Source organism: Halomonas sp. HP20-15, assembly GCF_033446685.1.
GTDB lineage: Bacteria > Pseudomonadota > Gammaproteobacteria > Pseudomonadales > Halomonadaceae > Modicisalibacter.
Map to the genome: position 1 here is coordinate 25,448 of NZ_JAWQLY010000005.1, position 14,150 is coordinate 39,597.

At 67.4% G+C, this 14,150-nt stretch carries 14 protein-coding genes and 1 tRNA gene; 4 read left to right on the forward strand and 11 right to left on the reverse strand.

All coding sequences use genetic code 11. From position 1 onward, the window contains the following. Window positions 1-78: 78 nt before the first annotated feature. Together ychF and R6258_RS08250 are read left to right on the forward strand one after the other, a co-directional pair. Window positions 79-1,170: a redox-regulated ATPase YchF gene (ychF, locus tag R6258_RS08245; protein ID WP_318449198.1), complete on the forward strand. Its 1,092-nt coding sequence runs from the start codon at window positions 79-81 to the stop codon at window positions 1,168-1,170. Window positions 1,171-1,240: 70 nt separating this feature from the next. Continuing rightward, window positions 1,241-1,317: transfer RNA gene (locus R6258_RS08250), tRNA-Met, on the forward strand. 69 nt (window positions 1,318-1,386) lie between these two features. On the opposite strand, the gene murB is transcribed toward R6258_RS08250, so the two are convergent. From murB to R6258_RS08295, 9 genes are all read right to left on the reverse strand, one after another. Beyond that, window positions 1,387-2,403, reverse strand: coding sequence for a UDP-N-acetylmuramate dehydrogenase (gene murB / locus R6258_RS08255; RefSeq protein WP_318449199.1), 1,017 nt, complete (start codon window positions 2,401-2,403; stop codon window positions 1,387-1,389). Then, window positions 2,400-2,900, reverse strand: coding sequence for a low molecular weight protein-tyrosine-phosphatase (locus tag R6258_RS08260; RefSeq protein ID WP_318449200.1), 501 nt, complete (start codon window positions 2,898-2,900; stop codon window positions 2,400-2,402). The genes murB and R6258_RS08260 overlap by 4 nt, the downstream gene beginning before the upstream one ends. Window positions 2,901-2,949: 49 nt before the next feature. Beyond that, the gene (gene kdsB, locus R6258_RS08265) at window positions 2,950-3,747 is read right to left on the reverse strand and encodes a 3-deoxy-manno-octulosonate cytidylyltransferase (protein ID WP_318449201.1); all 798 of its coding nucleotides are present in this window, start codon (window positions 3,745-3,747) and stop codon (window positions 2,950-2,952) included. Next, entirely contained in the window at window positions 3,744-3,968 is a 225-nt protein-coding gene (locus tag R6258_RS08270; RefSeq protein ID WP_318449202.1) for a Trm112 family protein, read from the reverse strand. The genes kdsB and R6258_RS08270 overlap by 4 nt, the downstream gene beginning before the upstream one ends. Beyond that, window positions 3,961-4,977: a tetraacyldisaccharide 4'-kinase gene (gene lpxK, locus R6258_RS08275; RefSeq protein ID WP_318449203.1), complete on the reverse strand. Its 1,017-nt coding sequence runs from the start codon at window positions 4,975-4,977 to the stop codon at window positions 3,961-3,963. Before lpxK ends, R6258_RS08270 begins: the two co-directional genes overlap by 8 nt. Further along, on the reverse strand, window positions 4,974-6,716 hold the full coding sequence (gene msbA, locus R6258_RS08280) for a lipid A export permease/ATP-binding protein MsbA (RefSeq protein WP_318449204.1): 1,743 nt from the start codon (window positions 6,714-6,716) through the stop codon (window positions 4,974-4,976). The genes lpxK and msbA overlap by 4 nt, the downstream gene beginning before the upstream one ends. Beyond that, entirely contained in the window at window positions 6,713-7,144 is a 432-nt protein-coding gene (locus R6258_RS08285) for a biopolymer transporter ExbD (RefSeq protein ID WP_318449205.1), read from the reverse strand. Before R6258_RS08285 ends, msbA begins: the two co-directional genes overlap by 4 nt. Next, window positions 7,141-7,794: a MotA/TolQ/ExbB proton channel family protein gene (locus tag R6258_RS08290; protein ID WP_318449206.1), complete on the reverse strand. Its 654-nt coding sequence runs from the start codon at window positions 7,792-7,794 to the stop codon at window positions 7,141-7,143. Before R6258_RS08290 ends, R6258_RS08285 begins: the two co-directional genes overlap by 4 nt. A gap of 118 nt (window positions 7,795-7,912) precedes the next feature. After that, the gene (locus R6258_RS08295; protein ID WP_318449207.1) at window positions 7,913-10,201 is read right to left on the reverse strand and encodes a DNA internalization-related competence protein ComEC/Rec2; all 2,289 of its coding nucleotides are present in this window, start codon (window positions 10,199-10,201) and stop codon (window positions 7,913-7,915) included. A 145-nt stretch (window positions 10,202-10,346) separates the two neighbouring features. Here R6258_RS08295 and R6258_RS08300 point away from each other — a divergent pair, with 145 nt between their 5' ends. Then, window positions 10,347-10,925 (forward strand): DUF2062 domain-containing protein, encoded by a 579-nt coding sequence (locus tag R6258_RS08300; protein ID WP_318449208.1) that lies wholly within the window; start codon window positions 10,347-10,349, stop codon window positions 10,923-10,925. Window positions 10,926-10,929: 4 nt separating this feature from the next. Here the strand turns inward: R6258_RS08300 and R6258_RS08305 are convergent, their stop codons facing one another. Further along, window positions 10,930-11,655 (reverse strand): ABC transporter ATP-binding protein, encoded by a 726-nt coding sequence (locus R6258_RS08305; RefSeq protein ID WP_318449209.1) that lies wholly within the window; start codon window positions 11,653-11,655, stop codon window positions 10,930-10,932. Next, window positions 11,648-12,889 (reverse strand): lipoprotein-releasing ABC transporter permease subunit, encoded by a 1,242-nt coding sequence (locus R6258_RS08310; RefSeq protein ID WP_318449210.1) that lies wholly within the window; start codon window positions 12,887-12,889, stop codon window positions 11,648-11,650. Before R6258_RS08310 ends, R6258_RS08305 begins: the two co-directional genes overlap by 8 nt. A 192-nt stretch (window positions 12,890-13,081) precedes the next feature. Between R6258_RS08310 and R6258_RS08315 the strand changes: the two genes are divergently transcribed. Continuing rightward, entirely contained in the window at window positions 13,082-14,149 is a 1,068-nt protein-coding gene (locus tag R6258_RS08315; RefSeq protein WP_318449211.1) for an agmatine deiminase family protein, read from the forward strand. Window position 14,150 lies beyond the last annotated feature (1 nt).

Below are 14,150 nucleotides of genomic sequence, written 5' to 3' on the forward strand. Positions count from 1 at the left end.
AAGTTACAGCCTCGCGCGCTTTTCCCGTAGAATACCCGCCATTGCGTTCACGCCTTTCTGCATCTTCAGGACCAAACCATGGGTTTCAATTGCGGCATCGTCGGCCTGCCCAACGTCGGCAAATCCACGCTCTTCAATGCACTGACCAAATCGGGTATCGACGCCGAGAACTTTCCGTTTTGCACCATCGAGCCGAATACCGGCATCGTGCCGATGCCCGACCCGCGCCTCGACAAGCTGGCCGAAATCGTCAAGCCCGAAAAGGTGATTCCGACCACCATGGAGTTCGTCGACATCGCCGGACTGGTCGCCGGCGCCTCCAAGGGCGAGGGCCTCGGCAACCAATTCCTCGCCAATATTCGCGAGACCGAGGCGATCGCCCATGTGGTGCGCTGCTTCGATAACGACAACGTCATCCACGTCGCCAATCAGGTCGACCCGCGCGCCGATATCGAGATCATCAACATGGAGCTCGCGCTGGCCGACCTGGATACCGTCGAGCGCGCCAGCCAGCGCCTGACGCGTGTGGTCAAGGGCGGCGACAAGGACGCCATCGCCACCAAGGCGGTGCTCGACCGCATCCAGCCGCATCTCGCCGAAGGCCAGCCGCTAAGGAGCTTCGGCCTCTCCGACGAGGACAAGCGCCAGGTCAAGAGCTTCGGTTTCCTGACCCTCAAGCCGACCATGTACATCGCCAACGTCAACGAGGACGGCTTCGAGGCCAACCCCTATCTTGACGTGGTCCGCGAGATCGCCGCCGAGGAAGGCGCCGTGGTGGTGCCAGTGTGCAATCAGCTCGAAGCCGAGATCGCCGAACTCGACGACGAGGAGCGCAGCATGTTCCTCGACGAGATGGGCATGAGCGAACCCGGACTCGACCGCGTGATCCGCGCCGGCTACAACCTGCTCGGCCTGCAGACCTACTTCACCGCCGGGGTCAAGGAAGTGCGCGCCTGGACGGTCAAGGTCGGCGCCACCGCGCCGGAAGCCGCCGGAGTGATCCATACCGACTTCCAGAAGGGCTTCATCCGCGCCGAGGTGGTCGGCTACGACGACTTCGTTGCACTGGGCGGCGAACAGGGCGCCAAGGATGCCGGCAAGTGGCGTCTCGAGGGCAAGGAGTACGTCGTCAAGGACGGCGATGTCGTTCACTTCCGCTTCAATGTCTGAGCGCGCGGTTGTTGGCGCGGATAATGTTGACACCTCAAGGCGTTACGGGTAATATTCGCCCCCGTTGAAGGGCTACGTAGCTCAGCTGGTTAGAGCACATCACTCATAATGATGGGGTCCCCTGTTCGAATCAGGGCGTAGCCACCAGTTACATAAAAACGCCTCGTCGGTTCGCCGACGAGGCGTTTTTCGTTCACCGCGATTAGCTGTCCTGGCTTACGCCAACGCCCTTCCCAGCAGGCGCGGCTCGCGCTCCAGCGTCACGCCGAAGCGCTCTTCGACCGTGTCGGCGACGCGGCGCGCCAGCGCCAGCAGCTCATCGACGCTGCCCCCACCGTGATGCACCAGCACCAGCGCCTGACGATCGTGAACGCCGACATGCCCTTCTCTCAGTCCCTTGAGGCCGCACTGGTCGATCAGCCAGCCGGCGGCGAGTTTGACGCGTCCATCGCCGAGCGGGAAATGCGGTATCGCCGGATACTCGGCCAGCAGTTCCTGGGCGCGTTCGGCGGCGACGACCGGGTTCTTGAAGAAGCTGCCGGCGTTGCCAAGCAGCGCCGGATCGGGCAATTTCTCGCGGCGCACCTGGCTGACCGCGGCGACCACCTCGCTGGCGCTGGGCGACGGCCCCAGCCGCGCGGCCAGATCGCCGTAGCCGAGCCGCGGCGCCGGCCGAGTGGACAGGCGCAGCACCAGGCGGGTAATCAGCACCCGGCCATCGAGAGCGTGCTTGAAGATGCTATCGCGGTAGGCGAAGTCGCACTCGTCGCGACTCAGGACCGCCTCGCGGCCGTCGTCGAGGTACAAAAGGTGCACGCTCTCCAGCAGATCGGCGAGCTCGACGCCATAGGCACCGATGTTCTGGATCGGCGCCGCGCCGACACGCCCCGGGATCAGCGCCAGGTTCTCGGCCCCCCACAGTTCGTGCGCCGCCAGCGTCTCGACCAGTGCATGCCAGTTCATGCCGGCCTCGACATGCACGCGCACCCTGTCCGCGTCGAGCCGCTCGAGCCACCAATCGGCGAAGTCGGCCTGTACCACCAGACCCGGCAGCCAGGGCCGCAGAATCAGGTTGCTGCCGCCACCGAGCACGCTGACCGGCCAGCCACTGCGGCGCGCCTCGTCGAGCACCCGGCGGGCGTCGTCGAGATTGGCGAGCGCGGCGAAACGCTCGGCCCGGCACGCCAGACCCAGGGTGTTGGCCGTGCCGAGTTCGACGTCGTGACGGATCATCTCGCCGTCGGCCCGCCGCGCAGTTTTACCTGAAGCTTTTTACGCAATTCAGCGACCAGGCCGTTGCTGGCGGCCTCGATTAGCTCGAAGACCCTGGCGAAGCCCTCGTCGCCGCCATAGTAGGGATCCGGCACCGCCTCGTCGGGGCGTTCGGCGAAGGCCAGGAAGAGTCCGATGTGCGCGCTACAGTCGGCGGGACGCTGCGCCTGGATGGCGGCGAGGTTATCGTGGTCCATCGCCAGGATGTAGTCGAAACGCCCGAAGTCCTCGGCGTCTAGCGTCCGCGCCCGCAACGCATCGATATCGATGCCTCGCTGGCGCGCCGCCTCGAGCGCCCGACGATCCGGCCCCTTGCCGACGTGCCAGTCGCCGATGCCACAGGAATCGACCTCGACCTGCGTATCCAGGCCGGCGGCGGCGAGCCGCACGCGCAGCACGCCCTCGGCGGTGGGTGAACGACAAATATTGCCCAGACAGACAAACAGTACGCGGATCATGACTTGGAGCCTCGGCGTGTAGTGCGAAAATAACGATGAAGCGTGGCGGCTAGCCTGCGAAGAGACGGCGCACACGCGCGAGATCCTCGACGCTATCGACGCCCGCCGGATGGGCCTGGCGGGCCAGACCGACCTGGATGTGCCGACCGTGATGCAAGGCGCGCAACTGCTCGAGTTGCTCGAGCTGCTCCAGCGGGCTCGGCAACCAGTCGACGTAGTCGGCCAAAAAGCCGGCGCGGTAGGCGTAGAGCCCTATGTGACGCAGCCAGGCATCGGTCGCCAAGGCTTCGGGACGTGCGGCAAACTGCTCGCGGTCCCAGGGTATCGGCGCCCGCGAGAAGTACAGCGCGCGGCCGTGGATGTCGCGCACCACCTTGACCACGTTGGGATTGAACAGCGCCTCGATGTCGCTGATCGGCTCGGCCAGCGTGGCGATCGAGGCCTCGGCGTCGTCGCCCAGCCTTACCGCCACCTGGGCGATGGCCGAGGGCGGCAGCAGCGGCTCGTCGCCCTGCACGTTGACCACGATGGTCTCGGCGGAAAGCCCCAGCGTCTCGGCGACCTCGGCGAGCCGGTCGGTTCCCGAGGGATGGTCGTCGCGGGTCATCAACGCCTCGCCTCCGGCGGCCTCCACCGCACGCAGGATGCGCTCGTCGTCGGTGGCCACCACCACCCGCGCCGCGCCGCTGGCGATCGCCTGTTGCCAGACGCGCACCACCATCGGCTGGCCGGCGATGTCGAGCAGCGGCTTGCCCGGCAAGCGGCTGGAGCCATAGCGGGCCGGGATCACCACCACGAAATGCTCGGAGGCTTCGCCCACGACCTGCCTCGCAGACTGCTGGGTCACGGCGTCGCCCCCGGCTGGTCGTCATCGGGCCCGGCGCTCTTGTGGAGCTTCTCGTCGACGTCCATGACCCGCGCCTCTTCCTGAAGCATTACCGGGATGTCGTCGCGGATGGGGTACGCCAGGCCATCGAAATGACACTTGAGTTCGCCGCGCTCGCGGTCGTACTTGAGCTTGCCCTGGCAGAGCGGGCAGACCAGCATGGCCAGCAATTCCTTATCCATGAGTTACCTCGCAGGTCGCGGGTTGTAGGGTTTCGAGCCGCTCGCGCAGCCAGGCGACGAACGCCGGGTCCGGTTGGGCCTCGACATCCAGCGCCCAGCAGCGCTCGTTGGCGAATCGCCGACACTTGACGGCGTCCTTGGCGGTCATCACCACCGGGCGATTGTCGGCGAAGCGCAGGTCGCCGGCGGTATAGCGATGATGATCGGGCAATGGATGGGCGTCGTGTTCGACCCCCAGCGCATCGAGGGTGGCGAAGAAGCGCGGCGGGTGGCCGATCCCCGCCAGCGCGTGCACGCGACCGGCGAACGGCACCTGGTCGACCGGGTAGCAGACGCCGTCGGTGAGATGCCGCCAGCGCGCCGGCGCCAGCGTCATGGCGTACCCTGCGGCCGGCAAGTCCGTCGCTTTCGGCGCGCCGTTGATCACCACCGCGTCGACCGTCCGCAGGCGCTCCACCGGCTCGCGCAGCGGCCCCGCCGGCAGACAGTGGCCGTTGCCGAAACCGCGCGCGCCGTCGACCACCACCAGTTCGATATCGCGGCCCAGGGCCAGATGCTGCAGGCCGTCATCGGCGATCACGATGTCGCAACCGGCGGCGATCAGCTTGCGCGCGCCGCGCGGGCGATCGGGATCGACCACCACCGCCAGGCCGGTCTGCTGGGCGAGCATCAACGGCTCGTCACCGCTCTGTGCGGCATCGCTGTCGACATTGACGTACAGCGGATAGCGCGGCGCATCGCCGCCGTAGCCGCGCGAGACGATGCCCGGCTGCCAGCCCTGCTCGGCCAGCCAGCGCGCCAGCCAGGCGACCAGCGGCGACTTGCCGGTACCGCCCAGGGTCAGGTTGCCGACCACGATCACCGGTACCGGCGAGCGCCACTGGGTCTTGCGTCCCGCCGCGTAGGCCCGCTGGCGGGCGCCGACTGCCTGCCGGTAGAGCCATGCCAATGGCCGCAGCGTCTGCAGCCAGGCGGCGTCGCGATACCAGGCTTCGCTCAGCCGACTCATGCCACCGCTTCCTGGAACTGCAGCCGGTAGAGCGATGCGTAGGCGCCATCGCGCTCGAGCAGTTCGCCGTGGCTGCCGCTCTCGACGATCCGGCCCTGCTCCATCACCAGGATGCGATCGGCGCGCTCGATGGTCGACAGGCGGTGGGCGATGACGAAGGTGGTGCGTCCGCGGCAGACCTCCTCCAGCGCGCGCTGGATGTAGCGCTCGGATTCGGTGTCCAGCGCCGAGGTCGCCTCGTCGAGCACCAGCAACGGGGAGTCCTTGAAGATCGCCCGGGCGATCGCCAGGCGCTGGCGCTGGCCGCCGGAAAGCATCACCCCGTTGTCACCGACCACGGTATCGTAGCCCCGCGGCAGCTGGGCGATGAATTCGTCGGCATAGGCCGCCCGCGCCGCGGCCTCGACCGCCTCGCGATCGGCATCGGACACACCGTAGGCGATGTTGTCGGCGACCGAGGCATTGAATAGCGTCACCTGCTGCGAGACCAGCGCGATCTGGCGACGCAGCGGCGACAGTCGATAGTCCTCGACGGCCACATCGTCGATCGTCACGCGTCCCTGGGTCGGCCGATAGAAGCGCGGCAATAGATTGACCAGCGTCGACTTGCCGCTACCCGAGCGACCGACGATGGCGATCATCTCGCCGGCCTCGACGCGCAGATCGATGCCCTTGAGCACTTCGGGCTGATCGTCGCCATAGGCGAAGTGCACGTCCTCGAAGGTGACCCGACCGGCGATTCCCTCGGGCTCGCGCTGCCCTTCGTCGACCTCGGCCGGCACCTCGAGCAGGCGGAACAGCTCGCTGGCGGCCGCCAGGCCCTTCTGGATCACCGAGTTGATCTCGGTAAGCTGCTTGATCGGCTTGGCCATCAGCGCGGCGGCAGTAATGAAGGCGACGAACTCGCCGGGCGTCATGCTGGCCATCAGGTCCGGCGCCATCGCCAGCCACACCAGACCGGCCAGCGCCACCGCCACCAGCAACTGGATGATCGGCGTGCTGGTGGCCTTGGTCAGCGCCTCCTTGAGACTCTGGTCGCGGTTGTAGGCGCTGGCGGCGGCGAATCGGCGCTTCTCGTAGTCCTCGGCACCGTGGGTGCGCATCACCTTGTAGCCGGTCAGCGCCTCGGAGGCGACATGGGTGACATCGCCCATCGAGTGCTGGATGCGCCGCGAGATACGCCGGAAACGCTTGCTGGCGTAGCGCACCACCAGGCCGATCAGCGGCGTCACGGTGAGAAACAGCAGCGTCAGCAGCCAGTTGGTCCAGAGCAGATAGCCCACCAGGCCGATCACGAACAGCCCTTCGCGAAGAATGATGGTGATGGCGTTGGTCGCCGCGCCGGTGACCTGCTCGACGTGATAGGTGACCCGCGAGATCAAATGCCCGCTCGAGTGCGAATCGAAGAAGCGCCCGGGCAGATGGAGCATGTGGTTGAACACGCTGCAACGCAGCGAGTGCACCACGTTGCGCGCCACGTTGCTCATGTAGAAGGTGCCGAGGAAGGTCCCCACACCGCGCAGCGCGAACATGCCGACCACGAACAGCGGCAGGAACAGCCGAAAATCGGCGTCGGGGTGCTGAATGCCGTCGATCAGGCGCTTCATCATCTCGGCCAGTGCGGTGCTCGAGGCGGCGTAGATCGCATAGCCGACGACCGCCGCGGCGAAGTACTTCCAGTACGGTCGCACATAGCCGAGCAGGCGCCGATAGAGGGTCCAACTGGTTGCTTGCGTCACGGCGTCTCCGCTTGGTTGAGGGGTTCTGACGGCGTGCGGGTGGCGATGCGTACACGCTGGATGCCCAACGCGGCCGCCTGATCGAGCGCCCCGACCACCGTCGCGTGGCTCGCCTGGCCGTCGGCTTCGATCACCAGCCCCTGCTCGCGGGCCACGGCGGCGCGCTCACTCAGCGCCTGGCGCAGTGCACCGGTGGCCTCGAAGGTTCGTCCATCAAGCCGGTAGTCGCCGTCACGGGTCACCACCACGGTCACCGGCGAGACCTTGGCAGGCATGCCGTTCTCGCTCGCGGGCAGCGTCAGCTCCAGCGCCTCGCGAGTCTCGAAGGTGGTCGAGACCATGAAGAAAATCAACAGCAGGAATACCACGTCGATCAATGGCGTCAGATTGACCTCCGCCGGCTCCCGGTGGCGTCGGGCGAACTTCATGCGTGCGCTCCACGGGAGTCGCGCCGCTCGGCCAGGGTCAGCTCGCTGCCATGGTGAGCGAGAAACTCGACCACCTGCCCGGCCTGCTCTTCCATGCGCACCGTGATGTCCTCGACGCGACGCTGAAAGTAGCGGTGGAACATCAACGCCGGAATCGCCACGGTCAACCCCGCGGCGGTGGTCACAAGCGCCTGGGAGATGCCGCCGGCGAGCTCGGCGGTCTGTTCGGCCCCCTCGGCGGAAACGATCACCGCGAAGACCTGGATCATGCCCACCACCGTGCCCAGGAGGCCAATCAGCGGCGTGATCGAGGCGATCGTCCCCAGCGGACTGAGAAAGCGCTCCATGTCATGGATGACGGCGGTCGCCGCCTCCTGCAGGCGGGCGCGTACCTGATCCTGGCCCAGCCGGGCGTTACGCAGTCCCGCCGCGAGTATGCCGCCAAGCGGCGAGTGACTCTCCAGCCAATAGAGATTGACCTGCCCCTGCTGGATAAGCTCGCAGACTTCCTGACCAAGATGCGGCGGAGCGATCCGCGAAATACGCAGGCTCCACAACCGCTCGAGGATGATCAGCGTCGCCAGCAGCGAGCAGCCCACGATGGGGAGCATCAACAAGCCGCCGGCCAGCAAAGCGTCGTACATGTTCATTCACCCCCTCTCCCGGTCATCAGCCGATCCATCCGCGACTCCAGCATGGTTCCCCCACTTATCCTAGCGAGCCGTCCTCGCGAGCCATCGCTACGGCCCCGGCCCAGGCCAGTCCGTATCACTCGCCGGCGCTCCGGTGCGGCGATTCTACCGCATGGCAGCGCCCATCGACACCGTCGCCCCAGCCCGCCGGCACGCGCTCGGCAATCACCGGATGCGCCGCATGGCCGCCCAGTTGAAAGGTCACCGCGCCGTCCGTGGCGGTATTCCAGAGACAGCTGCCGGCGTCGCGGAAGCGCCGCACCACACTCGCCGCCGGGTGTCCGTGCGGATTGTCGCGGCCTGCGCTGAACACCACATGCCGGGGCCGGCTGGCCGCGACCCAGCTCGGTGACGAGCTGCTGCGACTGCCGTGATGTCCCGCCACCAGCACGCTGACCGGGCCCGGCAAGGTCTCCGCGAGGCGCCGTTCGACCTCGGCGCCGGCATCGCCACTGACCAGCAGACGCTGGCCACCGGCCTCGACCAGCAACACGCAGGAGCGATCGTTGGACGCTCGTCCGGCCAGGTCGGCCCCGGCCGGTGGCCCGAGGAAGCGAAACTCGACCCCGTCCCAGCGCCAGTGGCCACCCGCCCGGCAGGCTCGATCCTCCACGCCCAGCGCATCGGCGCCCGACGCAGCAACGCCCGGCGAGTACCAGCGCGCGACATGATGCAACTCGCCGAGTGCCGCTATGCCGCCGGCGTGATCGCGATCGCTGTGGCTGACGATGACCGCGTCGAAGACCTGGCCCGGCGGCCAGAGCGTCTCCAGCGGCATGAAACCGGAGCGAAAACGCGGCCCGGTGTCGAACAGCAGGCGGTGATGTGCCGTGCGCAACGCCAGCAGCTGACCCTGGCCGACATCGTGGACACGCACCTGCAGCGTACCGGTGGCGATGCTCGGTGGCGTCAGCGTCATGCCCATCAGCAGCAGCGCCATGCTACCGGCCCAGCGCGGGGTGCGAGCCACGCCGGGCAGCGCCCACAGCGCCGCGAGCAGGATCAACGCCAGGGCCAGCGGCCAGGCCTGCCAAGCCGGCGGCTGCCACAGCGGCATCATGTTCATGCACCAAGTCAGCAGTGCATGCAGAGCGTGGGCCAGCAGCGCGAACAGCTGCCAGACGCCTTCGGCCAGGGGCGGCGCCCAGGCCAGCAGCCAACCGGCCAGCCCCAGCGGCACCATCAGGCTACCCACCAGCGGCACGACCAGCAGGTTGACCAGCGGTGCCGCCGGCGCCAGCCGATCGAAGGCCAGCAGTACCGCCGCCGCCATCAGCGGCGCCAGCAGGCATTGGCTGCGCAACAGCGCCAGCAGCCAGCCCCGGCCACCGCTCGGTCGCCTGCGTCCCTGCCAGATCACGATTAGCAATCCCACGGCGACGAACGACAACCACAGCCCCGGGCGCCACAGCGCCAACGGATCGAGCAGCACGATGACCACCAGCGCCAGCCACCAGCCCTGCCAGGGGCCGGGCGCGTGCCGCCCGCTGGCCACCCATAGCCCGACCAGGGTCATGATCATCGCCCGCAAGGCCGGCGGCTCGAGCCCGGCCAACCCGGCGTAGCCGATCGCCGCCGCCGCGGCACACCACCAGGGCCACGTCGTCAGCCGCCAGCGGCACGGCGTGACCAGCCGCGCCAGACCGCGTGCCAACCCCAGCACCAGCGTCGCCACCAGGCCGACGTGCAGGCCCGAGATGACCATTACGTGCGTCGTACCGGTGGCGTTGAGCAGCTCCCAGTCGTCGCTATCGAGCCGCTCGGCAGCCCCCAGCGTCAGAGCCGCCAACCAGCGTCGTGCCAGTGGGTCAGCGACATGCCGGTCGAGATAGCCGAGCGCCGCCTCGCGCAGCCCCGGCTCACCGGCGGCCAGACGCTGGGGCGGCGGCGCATCGCGGACGTAGCCGGTGGCGTCGATGCCCTCACGCCACAGCCAGGCGGCGTAATCGAAACTATCGGGATTGGCGAAGCCGGCCGGTGGGCGCAAACGCAGCGTCAGATGCCAGCGATCGTTCACCGCCAGCGCCGGCGGGTCGTACCAGCTGACCCGCACATGATCGAGCGCGGCACAGCTCGGCCGCCCGGGCTCGCGCGGCCGGCACTCCTCGACGGCCAGCCGCAATCGCGTGAAGCGGCCCTCATCGCTGAGCGAAACGATCCGGACCTGGGTCGTCAGATCGGCACGCGACAGCCCTTGCGGCAGTTGCGCACCGCGTGCCAGCAGCACCTGACCGGCACTCACGGCCAGCACGGCGATCAATAGCGCCAAGCGGTAACGTCGCATGGCCAGGGCCGCCAGCAGGGCCAGCGCCAAGCCGGCAAGGAGTCCCGGCAATGGCAGCGTACCGAGCAGGCCACCGAGCATGGCGGCGATCGCGAGTGGCGGCGCCAGGCCGACGAGCGGAAATCGAAGATGCGGTATGTGCGTGGAACCTCCCGGAGCGATCGAGCATGGCAGGACGCCAACCAACTATGGATAATAGCCGGAACCCGAGCCAGCGAGCGAGACCATGCCGCGCCGCCTGTTACAGCGCTACATGCCCCACCCGGACGTTCTCAAGCGCAACCGCTCGCTGCGCTTCATGAGCGGTCTGATCGGCAATGCCACGCTGTGGGTGCTGACTCGCCGCTCGGTGGGCAATGCCTTCATGGTCGGGTTGTTCTGCGCCTTGCTGCCGATCCCGTTCCAGATGGTCGTCGCGGCGACGGGCGCCTGGCTGCTGCGCTGCAACCTGCCGCTCTCGGTGGGCCTGGTATGGCTGACCAACCCGTTGACCATGCCGATCATCTTCTATGCCAACTACCGTCTCGGTGCCTGGCTGATGAATACCCCGGCGCGCCAAGTCCCCGAACAGATCAACGTCCACTGGATCGCCGCCAAGATGGCCGACATCCTGCCTCCGCTGATGCTCGGCTCGCTGGTCGCGGCCGTAACCGTGGGGCTCGCCAGCAACCTGATCATTCGCCTGATATGGCGCTGGCACGTGGCGCGCAACTGGAAGCGCCGTGCCCGGCGGCGGCGTCACGCCGCGCGCCAGGCCCAAGTACAGGCGCGCAGCGCCAGCGTTCGTCACGACGAACCCAGCTAGCTCCTCAGCCCGCCGGCTGCAGGCGCCCGCCGTCGAGGTGCAGGACGCGGTCCTGGTGGGCCGCCAGGCCGGGGTCGTGGGTCACCACGACGAAGGCGCAAGCGGCGGTTGCGGCGAGCTCGTCCATCAGCGCGAGGATGCTCGAGGCGGTGGTCTTGTCGAGATTGCCGGTGGGCTCGTCCATCAACATCACGCTAGGGTCGGTTATCAGCGCCCGGGCGATCGCCACCCGCTGACGCTCGCCGCCGGACAGCTCGCCGGGCTTGTGATCGGCGCGCTGGGCCATGCCCACCTTGGCGAGGATTTCGCCGGCCCGCGCCTCGGCGGCCTTGCGCTTGAGACCGCGGATGATCAGCGCCAGGGCGACGTTCTCGCGGGCGGTGAACTCGGCCAGCAGATGGTGAAACTGGTAGACGAAACCGATGTGCCGGTTGCGAAAGCGCCCCAGCTCGGCATCGTCGAGCCCGGCCAGGTCCTGGCCGGCGATATGCACGGTGCCGCCGCTCGGCTGGTCGAGCCCGCCGAGCAGATTGAGCAGCGTGGTCTTGCCCGACCCCGAGCTGCCCACCACCGCCACGCGCTCGCCGGCGCGTACCACGAGTTCGAGCCCGTCGAGCACGGTGACGTCCTGCGGGCCCTCGCGATAGGTACGGCCCAGCCCCTGGCATTCGAGCATGACCTGACGAGTGTCAGCCTCGGTAGAGATTGACGATCGAGATGCTTCATTCATAACGCAATACCTCCGCAGGCTGGACTCGCGCCGCCCGCCAGGCGGGATACAGCGTTGACAGAAAGCTCAGGCCAAAGGCCGCCGCGATGATCACGGCCACGTCGCTCCACAGCAGTTGCGAAGGCAGATAGCTGATGAAGTAGACGTTGGGATCGAGGAACTGGATACCCGTCAGCGCCTCGAAGCCGGCGATGATGTCCGACACCGTCAATGCCAGCACGATGCCCAGGATCACCCCGACGACGATGCCGATCAGGCCGATCGTCAGGCCCTGGACGATGAAGATGCCCATGATGGTCCGCGGGGTCGCGCCCAAGGTCCGCAAAATGGCGATGTCGGCGTGCTTGTCGGTGACCACCATGACCAGTGTCGAGACGATGTTGAACGCCGCCACGGCGACGATAACCAACAGCAGCAGGCCGATCATGCGTTTCTCCATCTGGATCGCCTGGAACAGGTTGCCGTGGGTATAGGTCCAGTCGATGCCGCGATAGCCATAACCCAGCTCCTGGACGATCTCGCGGGTCAAGTCGCTGGCCAGAAACAGGTCGTCGAGTTTGAGGCGCAGCCCGCCCACGTTGTCGCCCATCCGCGCCAGGGTCTGCATGTCCTGGATATTGGCGTAGGCCAGCCGCGCATCGATGTCCGCGCCGACCTTGAAGATGCCGCTGACCGTGAAGCGCTTGAGACGCGGGAACACGCCCCCGGGAGTGATCGAGGCCTCGGGCACCAGCAAGGTGACCTGGTCGCCGACGCCGACGCCCAGATTGCGCGCCAGCAGATCGCCGAGCACGATGTTCCAGTCGCCGGGCGTCAGGTCGTCCAGGCTGCCCTGCGGCATGTGCTGGCCGATGATCGACACGCGCTTTTCGTAGTCCGGGTCGACCCCCCAGACCAGTCCGCCCTCGTTGCGCCCGCCGACCGAGAACATGCCCTGCTGCTGGATGTAGGGCGCGGCCGCGAGCACATGCTCGCGGCGGGTCAGGCGCTGCGCCAGCGGCTTCCAGGCGCTCATGCCCTGAGGCTGCTCGATGCGCGTGTGCGGTACCATGCCGAGCACACGGGTACGTAGTTCGTGGTCGAAACCATTCATCACCGAAAGCACCAGAATGAGCACCGCCACGCCCAGCATCAGGCCCAGCATCGAGGTCATCGAGATGAATGAAATGAAATGGTTACGTCGTTTGGCGCGCACGTAGCGCAGCCCGATCAGAAAGGGGAGGCGATCCAGCATCAACATCGGTTCCTTGTCGGCAGGCGACCCATGGTACGGTTTTTTTCGCGGCGACGCATCGCCGGGCCAGCCGACCCGGGACAACACTTCGTCCGCCGCATTCGATAAGGCTTGCATCGCCCACGGCGACGACTAAAATGCCGCCGCCCGGCATGCGGCTCGCCCGGTACGATAGCCACCCATGGAGACCCCATGACTCAGCGTCTGTTCCCCGAATGGCACCCTCAGGATGCCATTTTGCTTACCTGGCCCGGCGCTCATAGCGACTGGGCGTCGATTCTGCCCCGCATCGAGGCGACGCTGGAAGCCATGGTCGTGGCGATCGCCCGTCACCAGCGCGTGCTGATCAGCGTCGCCGACGAAGCCACCCGCCAGCGCCTGCTGGCGACCTTCCGCCATCTGGGCGTCGACACCGCGTGCCTGCTGTTCGCCGAGGCTCCCAGCGACGACAGCTGGGCCCGCGATCATGGTCCCATCGCCATCGAACGCGACGGCCTCCCGGTGCTGCTCGATTACCGATTCACCGGCTGGGGCGGCAAGTTTCCGGCGGCGCGCGACGATGCGCTGACCGCACGACTACAGGCCGCCGGCGTCTTCGCCGCGCCCGTCGAGGCACATGACCTGGTGCTGGAAGGCGGCGCCATCGATACCGACGGTGCAGGCACGCTGTTGACCACCGAGGCCTGTCTGCTCAATCCCAATCGCAATCCCCGGCTCGATCGCCAGGCGCTGGAAAGCCGGTTGCGCGAGGAGATGGGCATCGCGCGGGTGCTGTGGCTGCGTCACGGTCACCTCGAGGGCGACGACACCGATAGCCATATCGATACCCTGGCGCGCTTCTGCGATCCGCAGACCATCGCCTATGTACGTTGCGACGATCCGACCGACCCGCATTATGCCGAGCTGCGCGCCATGGAAGAGGAGCTCGAGGCGCTGCGCCGGGCCGACGGCGAGCCCTATCGGCTGATCCCCCTGCCCTGGCCCAAGCCCTGCTTCGACCCCGAAGACGGCCACCGCCTGCCGGCCACCTACGCCAACTTCCTGATCATCAACGGAGCGGTACTGATGCCGGCCTATGCCGATTCCGCCGATGCCCGGGCACTGGCAGCGCTCGCCGAGGCCTTCCCGGATCATGAGCTGATCCCCATCGATTGCCGCAGTGTGATCCGCCAGCACGGCAGTCTACACTGCCTGACCATGCAACTTCCGCGAGGCTGCCTGGCCGACGCCAGGCCCTCCCATGACGACGAGGAGCGTTGAG